Annotated in this window: 18 protein-coding genes; 7 read left to right on the top strand and 11 right to left on the bottom strand. The window is 60.5% G+C overall.

Annotated features, from left to right (window positions below; translation table 11 throughout):
- Positions 1-71: 71 nt before the first annotated feature.
- From HV822_RS16630 to HV822_RS16610, 5 genes are all read right to left on the bottom strand, one after another.
- Complete coding sequence (locus HV822_RS16630) at positions 72-500, bottom strand: hotdog fold thioesterase (protein ID WP_238871384.1); 429 nt, start codon at positions 498-500, stop codon at positions 72-74.
- On the bottom strand, positions 497-2,173 hold the full coding sequence (locus HV822_RS16625) for an AMP-binding protein (RefSeq protein WP_238871383.1): 1,677 nt from the start codon (positions 2,171-2,173) through the stop codon (positions 497-499). The genes HV822_RS16630 and HV822_RS16625 overlap by 4 nt, the downstream gene beginning before the upstream one ends.
- Before the next feature lie 134 nt (positions 2,174-2,307).
- On the bottom strand, positions 2,308-2,778 hold the full coding sequence (gene sixA, locus HV822_RS16620; protein WP_238871382.1) for a phosphohistidine phosphatase SixA: 471 nt from the start codon (positions 2,776-2,778) through the stop codon (positions 2,308-2,310).
- Positions 2,775-3,089: a DUF4389 domain-containing protein gene (locus HV822_RS16615; RefSeq protein ID WP_238871381.1), complete on the bottom strand. Its 315-nt coding sequence runs from the start codon at positions 3,087-3,089 to the stop codon at positions 2,775-2,777. The genes sixA and HV822_RS16615 overlap by 4 nt, the downstream gene beginning before the upstream one ends.
- 9 nt (positions 3,090-3,098) lie before the next feature.
- On the bottom strand, positions 3,099-4,139 hold the full coding sequence (locus HV822_RS16610; RefSeq protein ID WP_238871380.1) for an NAD(P)H-dependent glycerol-3-phosphate dehydrogenase: 1,041 nt from the start codon (positions 4,137-4,139) through the stop codon (positions 3,099-3,101).
- 177 nt (positions 4,140-4,316) lie between these two features.
- Between HV822_RS16610 and HV822_RS16605 the strand changes: the two genes are divergently transcribed.
- From HV822_RS16605 to HV822_RS16575, 7 genes are all read left to right on the top strand, one after another.
- Complete coding sequence (locus HV822_RS16605) at positions 4,317-6,515, top strand: TonB-dependent receptor plug domain-containing protein (protein ID WP_238871379.1); 2,199 nt, start codon at positions 4,317-4,319, stop codon at positions 6,513-6,515.
- Positions 6,516-6,598: 83 nt separating this feature from the next.
- A complete protein-coding gene (locus HV822_RS16600) occupies positions 6,599-7,483 on the top strand; it encodes an ABC transporter substrate-binding protein (RefSeq protein ID WP_238871378.1) in 885 nt (294 codons plus the stop codon).
- Positions 7,480-9,402, top strand: a complete 1,923-nt coding sequence (locus HV822_RS16595; RefSeq protein ID WP_238871377.1) for an ATP-binding protein — start codon at positions 7,480-7,482, stop codon at positions 9,400-9,402. Before HV822_RS16600 ends, HV822_RS16595 begins: the two co-directional genes overlap by 4 nt.
- 153 nt (positions 9,403-9,555) lie before the next feature.
- Positions 9,556-11,115, top strand: coding sequence for a class I adenylate-forming enzyme family protein (locus tag HV822_RS16590; RefSeq protein WP_238871376.1), 1,560 nt, complete (start codon positions 9,556-9,558; stop codon positions 11,113-11,115).
- A 344-nt stretch (positions 11,116-11,459) separates the two neighbouring features.
- Positions 11,460-11,975: a 3-hydroxyacyl-[acyl-carrier-protein] dehydratase FabA gene (fabA, locus tag HV822_RS16585; RefSeq protein ID WP_088275273.1), complete on the top strand. Its 516-nt coding sequence runs from the start codon at positions 11,460-11,462 to the stop codon at positions 11,973-11,975.
- An 11-nt stretch (positions 11,976-11,986) separates the two neighbouring features.
- Positions 11,987-13,201 (top strand): beta-ketoacyl-ACP synthase I, encoded by a 1,215-nt coding sequence (gene fabB / locus HV822_RS16580; RefSeq protein WP_238871375.1) that lies wholly within the window; start codon positions 11,987-11,989, stop codon positions 13,199-13,201.
- A gap of 191 nt (positions 13,202-13,392) precedes the next feature.
- Entirely contained in the window at positions 13,393-14,850 is a 1,458-nt protein-coding gene (locus HV822_RS16575) for a methyl-accepting chemotaxis protein (protein ID WP_238871373.1), read from the top strand.
- 51 nt (positions 14,851-14,901) lie between these two features.
- Here the strand turns inward: HV822_RS16575 and HV822_RS16570 are convergent, their stop codons facing one another.
- The 6 genes from HV822_RS16570 to HV822_RS16545 form a co-directional block, all read right to left on the bottom strand.
- A complete protein-coding gene (locus tag HV822_RS16570; protein ID WP_238871371.1) occupies positions 14,902-16,953 on the bottom strand; it encodes a TonB-dependent receptor family protein in 2,052 nt (683 codons plus the stop codon).
- Between the two features lie 348 nt (positions 16,954-17,301).
- Complete coding sequence (locus tag HV822_RS16565) at positions 17,302-18,492, bottom strand: multidrug effflux MFS transporter (protein ID WP_238871369.1); 1,191 nt, start codon at positions 18,490-18,492, stop codon at positions 17,302-17,304.
- Between the two features lie 225 nt (positions 18,493-18,717).
- A complete protein-coding gene (locus HV822_RS16560) occupies positions 18,718-18,909 on the bottom strand; it encodes a CsbD family protein (protein ID WP_238871368.1) in 192 nt (63 codons plus the stop codon).
- A 44-nt stretch (positions 18,910-18,953) separates the two neighbouring features.
- Positions 18,954-19,187, bottom strand: a complete 234-nt coding sequence (locus tag HV822_RS16555) for a DUF2789 domain-containing protein (protein ID WP_238871367.1) — start codon at positions 19,185-19,187, stop codon at positions 18,954-18,956.
- A 96-nt stretch (positions 19,188-19,283) separates the two neighbouring features.
- Positions 19,284-19,526 carry a hypothetical protein gene (locus HV822_RS16550; protein WP_238871366.1) on the bottom strand — a complete coding sequence of 81 codons (243 nt, stop codon included), beginning with the start codon at positions 19,524-19,526 and terminating at the stop codon, positions 19,284-19,286.
- Between the two features lie 20 nt (positions 19,527-19,546).
- The gene (locus HV822_RS16545) at positions 19,547-20,452 is read right to left on the bottom strand and encodes a DMT family transporter (RefSeq protein WP_238871364.1); all 906 of its coding nucleotides are present in this window, start codon (positions 20,450-20,452) and stop codon (positions 19,547-19,549) included.
- Between the last annotated feature and the right edge of the window lie 64 nt (positions 20,453-20,516).

The raw sequence follows: 20,516 nt of genomic DNA, 5'->3' as shown, positions 1-20,516 counted from the left end.
GGCACACAGCACGCTAGCAAGCGCGAGCGGTGCTGTGAATACAGACCCATAGATGGCTGATTCGGCCTGCATCAAGGGTTTTTGAGCGGCACTATGGCCATGGTCAGACGCGCGATGCAGGTAATATTGCCCTGCTCGTCCGTCAGCCGGATGTCCCACACATGCGTCGTGCGGCCCACGTGCACCGCCGTTGCCAGAGCGCTCACACGGCCAGAACGCACCGCACGCAAGTGGTTGGCATTGACATCCAGCCCTACGCAGTAATACGCACTGGTATCGATACAGGCATAGGACGCCATGCTGCCGACAGTTTCGGCCAACACCACCGACGCGCCGCCGTGCAGGATACCGTAGGGTTGATGCGTACGCTGATCGACCGGCATGCTGGCACGCATCCAGTCGTCGCCGGCCTCCTCGATGCGAATATCGAGCAGCGTGTTGATATGCGGACCAGGCGCATTCAGGCGCTCGATATCCAAGGGTTGATGCCAGATACTCATGTACTGCTCTCCTCGCTGTCACTGTGCCAGAGCACGCTCTGCCCGCTGACCAGCCAGTAATGAAAGCGATCGTGATAGGTCGCCTCCACCACATTGCGCCGCAGCTTGAGCGTTGGCGTGCGAAAACCGCCGGCAATGTCCCAAGCCTGCTCTACCACCACCAGACAACCCAGTCGCTCGGTGCTGGGCAGCGCCAGATTGACGGCCTCCAGCGCAGCCTGTAGCTGCCGCTGCGCCGCCAGTTTATCCAGCGCCTGCGAGCTCAGCCGAACCAGTGCCAGCGGCTGCGGCAGGTCCTGGCCAACCACGCAGGCCTCCTCGATCAAGGCATCGTCCATCAGTTGCTGCTCAATCGGCGCCGGGACAACATAGCGCCCGCGCGAGGTCTTGAAGATATCCTTGACGCGACCGGTGAGCCGTAAAAAGCCCTCCTGATCGATTTCGCCCACATCGCCTGTGTGCAGAAAACCAGCCTCATCCAGCACTTCCGCCGTGCGCGCCGGGTCTTTGTGATAGCCCATCATCAGCGCTTTGCTGCGCACCAGTATCTGACCCTGCTCATCGAGCCGACACTCCACGCCCGGATTCGGCAAACCGATGTAACCCGGTCGCGGACGGCTGGGACGCCCCAGGTGCGAGTAGCCGCAGTTTTCGGTCATGCCGTACGCCTCAACCACCTGCAGGCCCAGCCCGGCAAACCAGTCTTGCAAGGCTGGCTTGAGGCGCGCCGCGCCGCTGACCGCATAACGCACCTGGTCCAGCCCCAGATACGCCAACACCCGGCGTCCCTGATGCGGCCCAAGCAGAGGCAGACGCAAACGCAGCGCTAGCCAGCGTGGCGACCAGCGCTGCTGGCTGGCATCCATGCAGTCTTGCCAGATACGTGGCGCAGCGAAGAACAGCGTTGGCCTGGCACGGCGTGTGTCGCGCAAGAACGTAGCGGCACGCTCGACGAAATGCACCTGCTGCCCACCCAGCAAGGAGGTCATCTCAACAAACTGTCGTTCGCCAATGTGGCTCAGAGACTGGTAACACAGCATGCGGTCATCGACCGAGATGGTGAACAGACGAAGGAAGTTGGTGGCCGCCAGAAACATGCTGGAGAAACTCAACATCACACCCTTGGGCACGCCGGTTGTGCCAGAGGTGTAAATGATAGTGGCCAGCTGGTCGGCGCTTGGCATTATCGGCTCGGCGGGCGCCTGCTGCTGCAGCTGACTCCAGGACACCAGGCCCGGCTCCTCCGGCCCTTGCGGCAGTGCCAGTCGATGGACCTCGGCCGGCAGCCCCAGGCGCTGGGCGGACCAGCCTTCCAAATGTCCGATAAAGATAGCCTGCAACTCGGCGTGGCGCGCCACCTGGGCAATGGCATCGGCCGGGAGATTGGGGTGAAGCGGCGCCGACACGTGTCCGGCCATCCAGATTGCCAGATCAGCGATTATCCAATGCGCGCAGTTACGTGCCAGCAGCCCAATGCAGCTACCCGGCGGCAACTGCAGGCCGACAAGGTAGGCCGCCGCTCGGCGCGCCTGATCGCCCACCTCAGCCCAACTGAACGCCTGTACACTGCCGTCCGGCAGCGGTTGAATAAGATAGGTACTGCTCGGGCGCAGGGTCTCTTGTCGTAAAAAGGCCTCTAACGCCGTCGCAGGCTGCCTTGCCAATGCACCCATGCTTTGCTCCGCCGAATCATTATTATTGTGGCGGCGGCCACTTGGAGCGCGACCAACCGCTGGAATCTGCGCTCACACTATCCCAGCAGACAGACGCCGACAAGGCCGTAGCAGAGCGAAGCAAGCGCTGCTGATCAGTCAGCCAGCTGCGCCGGGCTTTGCAGAAGCTGAAGCTGGCCAAGGCCAGCTGCCACAAAATCGGTGTCGACGCAGGCCAGCCCCGCCGTTGGCATAGGCAAGTGCGCCCGTCGATGCCCTTCGCACAGCAGGCTCAGCACTTGGCTAACCAATGGTTGATGGCTGACCAGCAGCACATTTTGCTCGCCTCGCTCGGCCAGGTAACCCAGCACCTCAGCGGGGTCATCGTCCGGCGTCAGCCAGGGGGCGATCGACACCCCGCGGACAAAACCAAGCTCACCTGCCACCAGAGCTGCTGTCTGCTGAGCGCGGAGGTAGGGGCTGGCCAGGATGGTGTCCAAGGGTTGGCCTGCCAGCAGCCGACACATGCTGCGCACCTCTTGCTCGCCCGCCGCTGTCAGCGGGCGCTCAGGGTCGGTTGGCGCCTGCGCCGCTGCCTGACCGTGGCGCAAGACCCAGACTCTCACGGCTGCCCCCGGTCCTGCGGCTGCGTGGTCCACTGTGCGTTACCGTCCGGCCAGTCACTGAAGGGCCAGGGCTTTTGCTCGCTCGCACCAGTCAAGTAACGACCACTCTGCCAGACAAACTGCGACAAGCTACTACCCCAGCGCGCGCAGTCAGCATCGGGCTCGCCGCTGAACAGGCGGTAGGCAATCTGGATCAGTGTCAGCACCGCCAGAGCGACCTCAGCTACCTGCCAGGCCAGCGCAAAAAACACCACGTACACCAGACGCAACCAGAAATCAGCCGAGCACAGATTGTTCAAAAACGTATTCACAGACTCTCCTCAGAGCTTGGCCGGCGCTGCAGACATGAAGGCAGCGAACTCGACATCGTTTTTCTGCTCAGCCGACATCAGCCGAGCAATCACCGCCGGTAGCGGCTTTTGTTCAAACACAATGGCGTACAGGCCATCAACCAGCGGCATGTACACGCCTTCCTCAGCGGCCTTTTGCTTGAGCACCTTGAGGGTATTCACGCCCTCGGCCACCTGGCCGAGCCGCGCCACGCTCTGCTCCAGCGTCTCGCCCATGCCGAGCGCATGGCCCACCTGAAAGTTGCGCGACTGCGGCGACACGCAGGTGACGATCAGGTCACCAACGCCGGCCAGCCCCAGGAAGGTCAACGGATTGGCCCCCATATGCACCGCAAAGCGGGTCATCTCCGCGAGCGCGCGGGTGATCAGCATCGCCTTGGTGTTTTCGCCCATACCAAGCGCTGCCGCCATCCCGGAGATAATCGCGTAGACGTTCTTCAGCGCACCACCCAGCTCCACGCCATAGCGGTCCTGGCTGGCGTAAACACGCAGATTGGCGCAACCGAGCACCGCCTGCACATCGCGACACAGCTGCTCGTCCTCGCTGGCCACCACGGTAGCGGTTAGCTCGCCGGCTGCGATCTCCTTGGCCAGGTTGGGGCCAGACAGCACCGCGACATGGGCCGCAGGCGCCTCCTGCTCGACTATCTGGCTCATCATCAAAAAGCCCGGCTGCTCGATCCCCTTGGTGGTACTCACAACCTGCTTGCCGGCCAATTGGGATCCGATCTGTTGCAACACCGTACGGAAAGCGCCGGACGGGATGGCCAGAAACACCAGCTCGGCGGCCGCCAGGGCCGCATTGATGTCGGTCGTGACCGAGAGGCGCTCATCCAGCGCGACCCCCGGCAGGTAGCGCGGATTCTCGTGCTGTTCGCTGATCTGCCGAGCCACATCGGGGTCACGCAGCCACAGGGTTACCGGCACGCCCTCGCGGGCCATAAGGTTGGCCAGCGTAGTACCAAAGCTCCCCCCACCCAACACACAGACAGACGCTTTGCGATCGGTCATGCAACATCCTTAGACAATGAATCTGGCGCCAGTATAAGCCCAGCGCGGCGCTGATCAATGCTACCCCCCTAGTTAGATGCACCCGAGCGCAAAAATGCACGGCAATTTGCCGCTGGAAAAACCTGTCGCACTGGTTAAGATGGGCGCACTCCTATAAAGAACCAAAGTGCCACCACTATGTCTGCGCCGCGCCACATCCTCGCTTTCGCCCTGCTGGGCTCCAGCCTGCCGTTGCAGGCTCAGTCATTGGGCGACGACCCGCTACTTGGCGAACTGAAGTTACCCACCGTCCTGAGCGCAACCCGCCTGAAACAGAGTCCGGCCGAAGTGCCAGGCAGCATGACGGTACTGGACCGTCAGTTGATTCGAGCTTCCGGAGCGCGAGACGTACCCGAGCTGATGCGCCTGGTGCCTGGCATGATGGTGGGCTACCGCTCCGGCAACCAGATGAACGTCAACCTGCACGGGACCAATATCAGCGAAGCTCGGCGCATGCAGGTACTGGTTGACGGACGCTCCGTCTACAGGCCTGGCTTTGCCACGGTCGAGTGGTCTGCCATCCCCCTGGCCATAGAAGACATCGAACGAATCGAGGTGTTTCGCGGCCCCAACACTGCGGCCTACGGCGCCAACGCTCTGATGGGCGTGATCAATATCATCTCGCGCCACCCTCGCGATTACGCTGGCACGACGCTGAAGTACACTCAGGGCGACCGAGGCGTCAGCGACTGGTACGGCAACCAGCATTTCCGGCTGGCACAGAGCGACTGGCGTCTGAGCCTCTCCGGGGTGGCCGACGATGGCTTCGACCTGCTGGAACCTGGTGTCGAGTACCGCGATAGTCGGCAATTGGAACGCTTCAATCTAAGCGGCGCTTTCAACATAACGCACCAGCAGACCCTGGAGCTGCAACTCGCTGCCAGTCACTCAAAGCAGCAGTATTATTACGACTATGAGCCTTACCTCAAGGCGCTACGGCCGAGCCGCGACACGCTGGGCGCCTACGATTACGCCATCGCCGAACACAACCCCGATTCGGACAGCCAGATAAGCGACTACTCGCTGCAGGGACTGTGGAAAAACGACATTAATCCCGACCATAGTGTGCAGATCCTCGCCTATGCCCAGCAGATGAACCGCGAGCAGGCCTGGCGTGCCTGTGACAGCCCCATTGTGTTCATTGATGAGCTCAAGCAGTTGTACGACCTGAACCCCACCGCAGCTCGCCGGGTGAGTAAGTTCCTAGAATACGCTGACGCAGCCTACGATATGCGCACTGCCATGCAGATCAGTCTCGGTAGCGAATATACCGCTCAACTCGGAGCCCTGGGCGAAGCCATCAAGCAAGCGCGCAACGGTTACCGAAACAGTGAGCCAGTGTGCTGGGACATCGACCACAACATGGAAGAAAACCGCATACACCTCGAAGTTCAGGACACTCTGCGGGTTAATGACCAGCTACGTTTGATGAGTGGTTTGAGCTACCGCTACGACCGCGCCACTTCGGAAACTTTTTTTGGTGGCACCGTGGAGAACCACATCGTCCAAGGCTTCGGCAACCTGGAGTACCGGCCGCACGCCCGCTGGCTGTTTCAATTGGGCGGCATGCTGGAAGACGACCGTCTGATCGGCACTTCGTTCTCACCACGTATTGCCGGGCACTTTTTCATAGCCCCGTTGCACAGCCTGCGTGCAGTCTACTCCGAGGCGGTACGCTCCCCCGACATGTATGAAAATAACGCCTATTGGAGTTACCCGATCAAGAACGCCAGTGGCCCCGTACCAGCCAACCCCGAGTACTACGCAACCGGCATCGGACCTGGCGACCTGGAGCAGGAACGGATGCGCGCCGTCGAGCTGGGGTACCACGGTAACTTCAGCCGTCAGGGTGTATCGCTGGATGTACGTTTTTTCCAGGAACGCATCGATAACATGAACAGCGAGCCGCTGAAAATCACCGACTTCTACCCCAACAACAACTCGCGCGTGGAATTTCGGGGTGGCGAGGCCGAGGTCGACTGGCGCCTGGGGTACGCGGATCGCCTTCGCCTGACCTATGCTCATATTGTTTATGACGCAAGTAGCAAGCTGGATGAACGACTTACCCCACGGCATTCTGGCAGCGCAGGCTGGATTCACGAATGGCCCGCCGGCTTCACCAGCAGCCTGTTCTACTATGGCGCAGACGAGCTGAACGAGCGCCGTTTCGAGCGCGCCGATCTGCGGCTCGAAAAGCGCTTCGAACTGTCAGCCAGTTCAGCCCTGAGTCTGGCGCTGACCTGGCAAGAACGTTTGGATGATGAGGCACTGACTTGGGATGAGAACCTGTACGACAGCCAGAGCCAGTACTACCTGAGTGCCGAACTATCGTTTTGAGGCAGATGCGCAAACCACTGTTACAGGGAACACGGACAAGGAATGTCTTACCTCTATCTGATTGACCGCAGGCGCCACGGCCAATGAACGCACTGCGTGTAGCGCTCATTACCTTGCTGCTGGCTCTTTGCCTGCCTGTCCAGGCTGCGCAAACACTTGTGGTACTGCCCGGACACAGCGGCCTGACCGATGCATTCATTGCCGAGTTGCAAACAGCACTGGGGCGCTCCGTAGAGGTTGCGACCAGCGATGACTCTGATCTGCCTGCCCAGCCCTCATATCGCCAGATCATCACCATGGGACAGAAAGCGCTCAACTGGCGTTTACGCCAAAGCGCTCAAATCCGTACTTTTGCAACCTACCTGACAGGCGAGTACTGGCATCCGCGCAGCCAAGATGCTCCGCCTTGGCTGCATGTGCTTTACGCAAACCCCAAACCGGCCCGACAGCTGCAATTAAGCCGAACGCTGATGCCGCGCCTGGATCGCGCAGGAATGCTGCTGACCCCCGCCACCGCTTGGCAGCGCACCGGCTGGCTTAGGGCTGCGGAGCGGCTGAACATCGAGTTAATCGTTGCCGAGCTGGATAAACCTGATGAGCTGTCACGGCAATTGTTGGGCCTGATTGGCCAAAGTGATCTCCTGATTGGTACCGATGACAGCAACATCTACAACGCGGACAACCTGAAAACAATTCTGCTGACCAGTTACTCGCGCAACAAGGTGTTGATTGGCCCCAGCGCGCCCTTTATCGATGCGGGCAGCCTCAGCACTACCTACAGCAGCCCCGAGGATATGGCGCGCAGCGTCGCTTATCTGATTGAACAGGGCGCGCCCCCCAATGCAGCGTCCTACCCCCGCTACTTTTCCGTGCTGAGCAACACCCAGGTGGCTCGTTCCCTGGGTATTCCGTTGCCGGACGATGCCACCCTCGCCCGCCGCCTGGCCGAGCTGGAGCAAGAACCATGAATTTTCTGCGACGCGGCACCATCTATAGCCGCCTGATACTGATCGCTACCTTGCCGGCGCTGCTGATGGGCGTCGTGGGGTTCACCTTCTTCACCACCGCTCGCCTGGACGACGTCAATCGCGAGCTGCAGGTAACCGGCCAACTGATCGCGGAGCAGTTAGCGCCCGCCGCCGAGTACGGTGTGATCAGCGGCAATCTGCGCACCCTCGAGAGCTTGGTCAAAGGTGCCCTCAACGTACCACATGTACGCTATGTCAAAGTCTACGACCGCACCGGCCGGCCGCTGCTGCATCTTGGTCGCGCCGCCGAGGCCGATCACGACGGACTGCAGGTGTTTGTCGCCGATATCCTGCGCGAGCGCATCGCGCTGCAAAACGACCTCTTCCTGCTCGACAGCCCGCCCCAGCCTGGCAGCGAGCAGCAGCGCTATCTTGGCCAGGTGCACGTTGGCCTAAGCAACAGCGCGTTCATCAAGCGTCAACACAGTATGCTGCTGAAAACCCTGGGGCTCGCCGCCCTGGTGCTGATTGCCACGCTCTTTCTCGCGCTGCGTCTGGCCAAGGCGCTGGCCGACCCCATGGTGCGCATGGGGCAAACTGTCTCCCAGCTGCAGCAGGGCAAGCTCGACACCCGCCTTAACGTCGATGATGAGCACGAAATAGGTCAGTTGATGCGCAACATCAACAGTCTGGCCGAAACACTTGAGCACGCGGAGAATCAGCAACAGCGTGCCATGCAGGAGCTGATCAGCGCCCGCGAGGATGCCGAGGCTGCCAACCGCGCCAAGTCGGAATTTCTTGCCATGATGAGTCACGAGCTGCGCACCCCGATGAACGGCGTGCTAGGCATGCTTCAATTGCTTGAGACCACAGAGCTGAACAGCGAGCAAAGCGAGTACGTGCACATTGCCGGAGAGTCCACCGACCACCTGCTCAAGGTTATTAACGACATACTCGACTTCTCGCGTATTGAGCGCGGCGCTCTGGAACTTGAGCACATCCCCTTCAATCTGCCCCAGCTGATCCAGTCATCGGTCAGCGTGTTTGAGCACACAGCGCGACAAAAGAAGCTGCAGTTGATCACACGACTGAACGGCAGCGACGCCCAAAGCGAAGTAGTGGGCGACCCCACGCGCATTCGCCAGATCCTGGTCAACCTGGTCGGCAATGCCATGAAATTCACCGAGCAGGGCTACATTGCCGTGCACGCCAGCTGGCAATTAACCGGTACCGACAGTCTCTGGCTGCGTTGCGCGGTATCCGACACCGGTATCGGCATTGCTCCCGAGCGCCTGGAGCGCATGTTCGACGCTTTCCAGCAGGCCGATAGCAGCACCTCGCGCCGCTTTGGCGGTACGGGACTGGGACTGTCTATCGCACGCACCTTCGCGGAGAAGATGGGCGGCGAGCTGGTCGCCGAGAGTCACGAGGGCCAAGGGTCTGTGTTTACCTTCGAAATACCCCTGACCCTCCGCGAGCATCCGCTCGGAGAGCCAAGATCACGGACGCTGCCCAGTGGCCAACGCAGCAACCTGCCGGTGCTACTGGTGGAAGATAACCCGGTCAATCAGATGGTGATCGAGGGTATGCTCAACACCGCCGACATCAGCGTCACCGTGGTTGCCAGCGGCGAAGAGGCGCTGCGCCAGCTGACGTCTTCACCCAGACGCTATGCCGCCGCACTGATGGACATCCAACTGCCTGACATTGACGGTATGGAGGTTTGTCGCCGCTATCACGCACATTGTGCAGAGCACAACCAGCCCCCCATCCCCTGCATTGCACTGACCGCCAGCGCCTTCGAATTAGATCGCCGTGACAGCGCCGCAGCAGGCATGCAAGACTTCCTCAGCAAGCCGGTAACCAGGCAGGCCTTACTGCAGGCGTTGGAACCATGGTTGCATCAGTCCAACCATTGATGGCGCTGATCGTGCACCATTCCACCGGCGGCCAAGGCCTCTGCAACGCTGGATTCAGAGGCAGCAAATAGCGACACTGGGGCAAACTTGGCTGTCTCATCTGTAGACGATCAGCCGTTACGCCAACAACAACTCCAGTCGAGCGCCTCACGCATGTCCATAGTTACCCTCGAATCGCCCTATACCACGTTGCCCGCCCTGATCGCCGCCCACGCGCAGGAAAGTGCCGACCATCCCGCGCTGATCGAGGGCGACCAGCGCATGACCTACCGTGAGCTGAGCGCCGAGGCCGACCGCGTTGCGGCCGCACTGCAGCGTGACGGGCTGCAGGCCAGTGACGCTATCGCCATCTGTGCCGCCAACTCGATCAACTACGCCGTGCTTTTCGTCGGCGCCCTGCGTGCTGGCGTCACTGTCGCTCCGCTCGCTCCCTCCTCTACCCCCGAGAGCCTGCTCGGCATGCTGGCCGACTCGGCTGCCAAGCTGTTTTTTGCCGACGTCAGCACCCTGAACGCCATCGACGCCATTCGTGAGCGCCTGGGCATGCCGCTGCTGAGCCTGGACAACAGCGGTGCCGAGCGCCACTACAATGATTGGCTGGCAGCAGACGGCGCCAAACCGAGCCCGGTCGACATCACCCCGGAAATGACCTTCAACGTCATCTACTCCTCGGGCACCACCGGCGAGCCGAAAGGTATCGTGCAGTCCCACGGCATGCGCTGGTCGCACATTCAGCGCGGCCTGACCATGGGCTATGGCCCGGACTGCCGCACCCTGATGTCGACCCCGCTCTACTCCAACACCACGCTGGTCTCCTTCCTGCCGACCATCGGCCTGGGCGGCACCGTCGTCATCATGGCCAAGTTTGACGCCGAGCGTTACCTGAAGCTGGCAGAGGCCAACCGCATTACCCACAGCATGCTGGTCCCGGTGCAATACCAACGCATCATGGCACGGCCGGACTTCGACAGTTACGACCTCAGCAGCTACATCATGAAGTTCAGTACCAGCGCGCCCTTCCACGCCGAGCTGAAAGCCGATGTACTCAAACGCTGGCCCGGCGGCCTGGTCGAGTTCTACGGCATGACCGAAGGCGGCGGCTCCTGCGCCCTGGCAGCGCACACCTACCCCGACAAACTGCATACCGTGGGTCTACCGATGGAAGGCCACGATATGCGCGTGATTGACGAGGATGGCGTTGAGCTGCCGCGCGGCGAGATTGGTGAAGTCGTCGGCCATTCGCCCGCAATGATGGCCGGCTACCTGAACAAGCCGCAAAAAACCGCCGAGGCGGAGTGGTACGACAGCACCGGCAAGCGCTTTATCCGTACCGGCGACGTCGGCCGTTTTGACGAGGAAGGCTTCCTCACCCTGATGGACCGTCGCAAGGATATGATCATCAGCGGCGGCTTCAACATTTACCCCAGTGACCTGGAAGCCGAGCTGCGCAAGCACCCCGACCTGCAGGACGTAACCGTTGTGGGCGTGGCTTCCACTAGCTGGGGCGAAACCCCGGTCGCCTACATCGTGCCCTTTGCAGGCCGCACGGTAGAGGCCGAGCAAGTAAAGGCCTGGTTCAATGAGCGCGTTGGCAAGACGCAGCGCCTGACCCGCGTCATCATCACCGACGAGCTGCCACGCAGCGCCATCGGCAAGGTGCTCAAGCGCGAACTGCGTGACCAGTTCCTGGCCGAGTTCGGCGTGCTGGCCTGATCCTTCCTGCTCTCCCGCGGGCGAGTCAGGACACAGAAACTTTGTCCTGACTCGCCTTCGCGGGTATCCTCAACGCCTCATCACACGCAAAACGTGGATGTTGTGACTTTCTCGGCAGGCACTGAGTCTGAGCTTACGCGAACAAAAAACGCTCAGCAGCCAACCGAAAGCGCAGTGCAGGCAGGCGTACAGAGTGCACAAGCTTGACTCAGGTCATGCAGATGACACAGTCAACGCCCTCCAGCTGATTTATCATGACTGGCCGCGCGCCCTTTCGGATGCTTGCTGACACAGAACAAGCCGAATCAATAGTGCCCCGAGGACGGGGACGAGCAGGAGCCTCTATGACACGACAGAATGCGTACACCCGGGAAGAGCTGCTGAAATGCAGCCGTGGCGAAATGTTTGGCCCCGGAAACGCACAACTTCCAGCCCCCAACATGCTGATGATCGACCGTATCACCCACATCAGCGAGACCGGCGGTAAATACGGCAAGGGCGAGATCGTCGCCGAGCTGGATATCACCCCCGACCTGTGGTTCTTTGCATGCCACTTCGAAGGCGACCCCGTCATGCCGGGTTGCCTGGGTCTGGACGCCATGTGGCAGCTGGTTGGCTTCCACCTCGGCTGGCTGGGCTTCCAGGGTCGCGGCCGCGCACTGGGCTCCGGCGAGGTCAAGTTCTTCGGTCAGGTGCTGCCGACCGCCAAGAAGGTGACCTATACCATTCATATCAAGCGCACCATGAACCGCGCCCTGACCCTCGGCATCGCCGATGGCAGCGTGGCCGTCGATGGTCGCGAGATCTACAGCGCCGAAGGTCTGCGCGTAGGTCTGTTCACTTCTACCGATAGTTTCTGAGGATCATCACTATGCGTCGCGTCGTGATTACCGGCATGGGCATTGTTTCCTGCCTGGGCCAGGATCTGGACTCCGTAGCCGCCAGCCTGAAAGCTGGCAAACCCGGCATCCGTTTCAATCCCTCGTACGCCGAAATGGGTCTGCGCAGTCAGGTATCCGGTTCGGTCGATATTGACCTGGACGCCGCCATTGATCGCAAGATCAAGCGCTTTATGGGCGATGCCGCTGCCTACGCCTACCTGTCCATGCAGCAGGCCATTGCCGACGCCGGCCTCGGCGAAGAGCTGGTCAGCAATGTGCGTACTGGCCTGGTGGCCGGTAGCGGTGGTGCCTCCACCCTGAACCAGATGGAAGCCATCGACATCCTGCGCGAAAAGGGCGTCAAGAAGATCGGGCCATACCGCGTACCGCGCACCATGGGCAGCACCGTCTCGGCCTGTCTGGCCACCCCGTTCAAGATCAAGGGCGTCAACTACTCGATCTCCTCAGCCTGTGCGACCAGTGCGCACTGCATCGGTCACGCGGCCGAGCTGATCCAGCTGGGTAAGCAGGACATCGTGTTTGCCGGTGGCGGTGAAGAGGAACACTGGTCCCAGACCATGCTGTTCGACGCCATGGGCGCGCTCTCCACCCAGTACAACGAGACGCCAGAAAAGGCCTCTCGCGCCTACGATGCCAACCGCGACGGCTTTGTTATCGCCGGCGGCGGCGGCATGGTGGTCGTTGAGGAGCTGGAGCACGCCCTAGCCCGTGGCGCGAAGATTTACGCCGAAGTGGTGGGCTATGGTGCTACCTCCGACGGCTACGACATGGTCGCTCCCAGCGGCGAAGGCGCGATACGCTGCATGCAGCAGGCGCTGGCCACCGTAGACGGTGCCGTTGAGTACCTCAACACCCACGGCACGTCCACCCCGGTGGGCGACGTGGCGGAGCTCAAGGCCATTCGTGAAGTCTTTGGCGACAAAGCGCCAAAGATCAGCTCGACCAAGAGCCTGTCTGGCCACTCGCTGGGCGCCGCCGGTGTACAGGAAGCCATCTATTGCCTGCTGATGCTGCGCGACAACTTTCTGGTGGCTTCGGCCAACATCGACGAGCTGGACGAGAACGCCGGCGATCTGCCGATCCTGCGCGAGCGTCTGGACCAGGCGGTTGATCTCATCATGTCCAACAGCTTCGGTTTTGGTGGCACCAACGCCACCCTGATCCTCAAGCGCTGGGCTGCCTGAACCATCAGGCTGAGCCAACAAGGCCGCGACACCTGTCGCGGCCTTGTTGTTTCTGCCCTCTTTTGACGCGCGACGCACCAACGCGGCGCTCGATTACGCTCCCTGTGTCCCCTACTCCCACTGATTACCCCGCTTGCCTGGTGGCCTGGTAATTGCTTGCCCAATGAACACGCCGTCGGCAAGGAGCTACCATGGGAATCTTCACACTCGCACGCCATCAGCGGGCGCAAGCCAGCGCCACCGCCTCCCTGTTCAAGGATCTGAACCTCGCCGCCGACTTACCAGAGCAGCCGGGCGCCCTTGCCGACCTGAACCAGTTTGCCCAAACCCTGCAACAGCGAATAACCCAGAGCCTGCACGCTGCTGTCGGCATTGCCGCTCACGCACCGCAGCTAGCACGCATCGCTGCTGACAGTCAGGCCCACGGCGAACAGTTGGCCCAGTCCTCCGAAGAAATTGCCAGCGCCACCGAACAGGTCAGCACCACGCTGGACGCCGAGCTGGTACCCGGCACCACTGCGGTAGCGCAACTCTCCGGCGACGTCAGCGCGCAGCTCAATCGCTGTGAACAAGACAGTCGCAACGTGCTGGCACAGGTCGAGACCATCAACGGCTGCGAATCCGAGCTGACCAGCCGCATCGGCGAAATTGGCAAACAGCTGGAGGAAATAACCCAGGTCATTGGCATGATCGCCACCATTTCTCAGCAAACCAACCTGCTGGCACTGAACGCGGCAATTGAGGCAGCGCGAGCCGGCGAACAAGGGCGCGGCTTCGCCGTGGTCGCTGACGAGGTGCGTACGCTGGCGGGCAAGACCACCGCCGCCACCGACAAGGTAAGCGAGATCATCGACAACTTCCGCACTGGCATGCAGAGCCTCAATACCGCCGGCAGCCAAATGCAGAACGCCGTTGCGACCGGCCGCGAACGTATCATCAGCATGGATCGCAGCCTCAGCGACGCCACCGCGGCAATGGGCCAGCTTGATCAGCGTATCGCCAGCATCGCCAGCGGTGCAGAGCAGATTGGCGCGGCGGTGCGCTCAGTCAGCCAGGACGTACAAAGCGTGGCCGGGGTAGCCAGCTCAATGATGCAGAAAGCCTCCTCGGTGCGCGACCACAGTGAAGCGGTACGCAGCGAAGGTGATCGCCTGCTGGAGGGCCTCGGCGGCTTCCAATTGGGTGTGCATCAGCTCATTCGCCAACGGGTAACCGAAATGGCCGCCAGTACAGAGCTGGCGCGCGGCGGCGCCGGCGCGGAGCAGGCCATGCAGCGCTGGATTGAGCAGGACGGCCGGTTTGAGTTGATGTATCTGGTTGGCGCAGATGGCGTGCAAGTCAGCGAGAACATCCTGAGTGCCGACCTGCAGGACGGCAATCGCAGTAGTGCACGAGGCAAGAACTGGTCAAATCGTCCGTGGTTCTCAAACGTACGCGATACGCTTTCGCCGTTTATCAGCGATGTGTACCGCTCTGCGGCAACCGACGGCTTCTGCTTCACTCTGTCGGCGCCGGTTCTGGATGAACGCGGACAGCTGCGATACGTTCTGGGGGCCGACATCCGATTGTCTGCCCTGCTGCAAGAAGGGCACGCGCAGCGGTCGTACGCCAGCGTGAACACACCCAGAACGCAGCCGGCCTGGGCGTAGACATCGATCACACATAGCCGGGCAGCCCATATCAGGCTGCCCGGCCTGCACTCAGAAGCGGTAGTTCATAGCCACTTCAAACGAGCGCTCGGGGCCAACATAGATGCCCTGACGCAAGCCGGTAATGTAGCGCTTGTCGGTCAGGTTCTTCACCGCACCCTGCAGGCGCAGATGATCGTTCACCTGATATTGAGCCAGCAGATCATACAGGGCATAGGAACGAATCTGACCTCCCCAGATACCACCCTCGGCGCCGGTCGGAATGTCCTTGCGATTGCTGGCATCACCAAACTGCTCGCTCTGATAGTGCATATTCAGCGCACTGCTAAAACGGCCGTCGGTGTAGTTCAACCCTACGTTGGCCAGGTACTCCGGCGCATAGGGCAGACGGTTACCTTTGTTGGCACCAGAGCGAAACTCGGACTCAGACACCCAGGTCAGGTTGCTATCGATGCTGAAGCCGCCACCGAGCTCTACGCTCAGCGCTGCTTCCAGACCGTAGTGCAATGTCTTGCCTGCGTTGGACTGTGACAGGTTCGGATCACTATTGCCCGTTACCACCTGATTATCAAAGTTCATGTAGAACGCAGTGACGTCATAGGTGTAGGCACCGTTGTTGCCGCGCAGACCAAACTCATAGTTGTCCGAACGCTCACCGTCGAGCTTCTGGTCTACCAGTCCGTCCAGCGCAACGCCGTTGGATGCAGGAGAAAACGCGCGGTAGGCACCACCGTAAAGCTGCGCAGCGGGCATCAACTGATAGGTAAAGCCGATACCAGGCAGCCATTCGGTGTTGGAGGTAGTTTCAGATGCGCCGTTATTGGTGAGCACCTTGCGCTTCTGCTCATAGGACTCCACACGCAGACCGGGCGTGATCGCCAGGCGCTCGCTGATAACGAAACGGTTTTGCACGTAGGCCGCCATGCTTTCTGCGCTGTCCTCGCGGTGGCGGTCGTTGACGCCGGTACGATCCTGATCACGCGTGGCCCGGATACGCTTGTCATCCGACTCTTCCTCCATAAAGCGCAGGCCAAACTCAGCCTCGTTGACCAGACCGAACAGGTCGTGATCCAACATCAGCCGCGTTTCCAGCCCAATACGCTCGAAGCTTCGGTTGTTACCGGTCAGCGAATCGGTGTAAACCCAGCGACCAGCCGCATTGGAGGCCGCAGTGTCTACCGAGTAACGCCAGTAGTCACGCGTCAACTCGCTCCAGTAGGCCAGGGTCTGCAGAGTCGCGCGGTCAGAGATGAACCACTCGTGGTTAATATCGAACGCGCGACGGTCAGTCAGGAAGTAATCGTCCGGCGCCGGATTGTAGGTACGACCGTCACGATAGTCCTGCAGGAACATGCCGCGGTAGGAAATATTCGCGTCATTTTCGTACCAGGAGAACTTCACCCCAAAGGTCTGGTTTTCACCAATGGCGCTGCCGGCCTTCAACATCAGGTCGGTCATATCGTAATCGCGGTCCAGGAAACCGTCACTACGAGCCTTTGTTGCAACCAAGCCTGCATAGGCATCGCCGGACGGGCTGCGGCCGCCGGCTTCCAGCGTCGCCTCACGGGTGTTGAAAGAGCCGATACGGGTGAACACTGCAACGCCCTCAGGCGTCTTGGTCTTGTAGTTGATCACCCCACCAATAGTCGAAGGGCCGTAGCGCAGGGACGCTGATCCCTTGAGCACCTCGATACCTTCCATACGCTGAATACGCGGGTTGTAATAGCGATCGTTGCCGATAAACAACCCGGGAGCAACAGGGACGCCGTCTTCCAGCACCAGTGACTTGGCTTCGCTGGCAGACAGACCGCGAATACCAATATTGCTGACGACAGCTGACTCTTCCTCAGTCTTGACATTAATACCCGGAATTCGGCGCAAGACGTCTTCGGTTGAGATCGGCTGCAGGCGCTCAATTTCCTCGCGTTTGATAACCACGACGGCACCAGTCTGGCGCGACAGGTCATCCGCACCGTAACCGACCACATCAATCGCAGGCAGGGTCAACGCAGCGTCAGAGTCGGCGAGCGCGCTGGCTGGCAGGGCTGCAGCAGCTACAGCAATCGCCACCAGATGACGGGCAAAGAAGGGTATTGTTTTCATGGCAGTTCCTGTTATTGAAATAGAATCTCCCCTCCCCAGGAGAGTGCTCAGATGTGGCACGCGCTCACGCAGGTGCGACACCTTGCGATCGCACTCTAAACACAAATGATAAATATTGCTAATTAGAAAAGTGTTTAATTATATTTCGGCGGCATGGGCCGCCTGTGTCGGGCCCCAGCGATCACATCGCAAAGGCATGACTCGGCCGGCCGGCCGGCTCAAGCAAGGGGTGAGAGAAGCAATCGACAACGGTATACAGCGCCGCTAAGAGTGAAAGCGGCCCGCGCAGAGACGCCGCGCGGCACTACCGGAGGCGGTTGGCCGCCGCTAGTGATCGAAGCAAAACGCTCAGGTGGAAGCCATACTTTGCCTGGCGCTCACACGACGTGCCATGAGCGCCATCAGCACAGTCAATACACCGCAGACCGCCATTACGCCAGCCATGGGCACGGCGCTGTCGTCGTGCAGTACACCAACGGCAGCAGAGGTAACCCCGGCGATGGCAAACTGCATGGTGCCCATCAACGCCGAAGCAATACCTGCCTGATGACCATGACCAGCCAGAGCGCAAGCCGAGGCATTAGGCAACACCTGGGAAATCACGGCCACGCTCAGTACCAGTGGCGGCAGAAACAGCCACAGACTGCTTACCTGCAGCCAGGCCGCCAGCAGCAACGTTGAGGTCGCCAGCATGTAGACCAGCGTCGTGCCACGAATGACAGCAAGCTGACTCCAGTACCTCAGAAAGCGTGAGTTGAGCTGCGCCGACAGGATAAAGCAGGCAGCGATGCCCCCGAATAGCCAGGCGTATTGCTCGACCGGCACGTCATACAGCTCGAGAAACACATAGGGTGAGCCCGCGATATAGGCGAACATACCCGCCATCGCCACCCCGCCTGTCAGTGCATGGAACATAAACAACGGCTCACCCAGCAGACGCAAGTAGCGTCCAAACGCGCTTTTTAGCGGCGGGCGCGCCATCTGTGTTGGCAGGGTTTCAGGCAGAAAGAAGTAGACCGCCAGCGCAAACAGCACAGCAAACAGGCTGAGAAACAGGAAAATGCTCGACCAACCGCCCAGTCCAAGCAACGCCGTGCCCGCCAGCGGTGCGAGGATGGGCGCCACGCCCATCACCAGCATCAATTGGGAAAACGCCTTGGCCGCATCAATTGGCTCGCACAGATCGCGCACCACCGCACGGTTGACCACCATACCTGCACAGCCACCCAGCGCCTGCGCAAAACGTGCTACCAACAACCACTCCAATGTGGGTGCCAACGCGCAACCAAGCGAGGCAAGGCAAAACAGTGCAATCCCAAATAACAGCGGTGCACGGCGCCCGAAACGGTCGGCCAGCGGCCCGTAAACCAACTGTCCACTGGCCAGACCGACGAAGTAGACCGACAGGCTGAGCTGCACCTGTTCGGTGCTGGCATCCAGAGCGCTGGCAATGGCCGGAAACGCCGGCAAATACATATCAATGGCCAGCGGGCCAAAAGCACTGAGACCACCCAGAATGAGCAGTATATGAAGTGGCATAGGGCAGGTTTCCGTGGGGCACAGGCCCGATCGAGGAGCAGCAGCTGCAGCCAAGGGTCGGCGCGGTCCAGCATGCCCGTATCGGCTGTACGAACAGGACGGCGCAATTCCTTAGCAAGCGAATGACCTGCATGATGCCAGAAACGCCCTCACCTGTCCCGCCTATACAGCAAACAACAACGCCCGCGGCAAGCCCGGGCGTTGTTGTTTATCTCAGGTCAGCGTTCAGCTCCGATCGACTAAATCCTTGAGCTTTTCCTTGACCTTGCCTTTAGTCGATTCTGCCTTGCCTTTGAGGTTCTGCAGTTCGCCCTCGCCCTGCAGCTCCTCATCGTCAAGGGCGCGGCCAGTTTCACGCTTGGCCTTGCCGACAGTCTCGTTGTATTTGCCTTTCAGTTTGTCTGTGGTACTGGTCATGATCATTCCTCACTCAATGGATTAAAGGTGTGCATGTCTCAGTCTTACTGCTCGTGCAGACGGGCGTTCAGCTCGTCTACCAGCGGTGCCCACTCTGCGTCCTCGCGGATCTCCTCTCGCAAAAAAGCCGCCTGAGCTGGCGTCCAGAACGGCGCCTCGCTCAATTTGGTGTCGTGTGCCAGGGAGTGGCTGGCAAAGAATGCGTCCATGCTTTTCTGGTCAGAATCCAGGCCCAGTTGCTCGAACAGGGTTCCCAGGTCTTTATTGTGCAGTTCCATCGTGACTCTCCTCGCTCGAAAATGATTTCAACCGTCCGGTATCAGGCGTGCGTCACTTAAACAGAGTGCCCGGCAGGCGCGCGAGTTCCGAGGCAGTTACACGTGATCGCGCTCATACCGTTCGGCGGCACCCTGCAACCAGGCCTCCAGTGCCTTACGCGAAACCTTCTGCTGCTGCGCCTGCTCCAGGCTGGTAAGCATAAACTGGCGCTTCTGCGGCGAGTCGCCCGCCATCGACAGGGCCAGGTCGCGATCAGACCAGCGGCGAATACGGCGATACAGCCACCAATGAAAGTAAAGACCACTGAGAGTAACAACGGCGATGATAAAATAGTCCATGCGCCCTCCTTGTCCCCAAACTATACGCGCTCGGCCTGCGTCGGCGACGTGACAACCGGTCGCGGGCGATGGAACAGCAGCAGGTTGCCGCAGATAATCAGCGCCAAGCCGACTATCGCCATACCGCTCCACCGATAGCCCTCAAATAGCGTAGACATACCCAGCGCGATGAGCGGAAACAGGACAGTCGCGTAAGCTGCCGGCCCAGCGCCGATGCGGCCAATCAGCATAAAGTACACAGCAAAGCCCACCACCGATCCAATCACTGCCAGATACAGCAGCGCGCCCAAGTAGGCCGGCGTCCACAACAAGGCGAAGCTATCCCCCCGCCACCAAACCAGCAGCAACATCGCCACGGCGCCATAGCCCATGGCGTAGGCGTTGGTAGAAAAGACATCCAGGCGCCGTGCCTGATGTCGCACGCTGATCATGTTGCCGAGGGAGAACCCATAAGTCCCCAGCAGGCACAGACCAATACCGATCAGCGTATCCTGGCCGAGATGGGCGGCGCTAAGGTCATGCCAGAACAGGCAGACGATACCCACCAAGCCAAGCAGGTTCGCCCGCACCAGGCGCGCCTCAAGGCGCTGCCCGAAAAACAGCACTGCGTTAATGGCATTGAACAGCGTCGCCATGGAAAACAGCACCGCTTCCAGGCCGCTGTTGATGTAGGCATTGGCGCTGTAGAAGCAATAAAAGTTGAAGCTGAACACGCACAGGCCCTGTAACAGGCAGAACAGGTGATCGCGCGGCCCTATGCGCCGCAGGCGTCCAGTGACCAGCAGCACCGCCAGCAATAACAGGCTCGCCAGAGCAAAGCGGTAGAACACCGAAACCGCCGAAGGCACCGGACCGGACTGCATTGCGATGGCAATCCAGGTGGTGCCCCAAATCAGCACTGTGGCCGCGTACAGCGTGGCGTTCATTCCCCTTCCCCAATCAGATAACCGATGCCCAGTATCCCGATCAACCTGCGCCGGCGCTTGCATC

The organism is Halopseudomonas maritima (assembly GCF_021545785.1).
Taxonomy (GTDB): Bacteria; Pseudomonadota; Gammaproteobacteria; order Pseudomonadales; family Pseudomonadaceae; genus Halopseudomonas; species Halopseudomonas maritima.
Note: the sequence above shows the minus strand (reverse complement) of the source record. Positions and strands in the feature narration are given on the sequence as shown.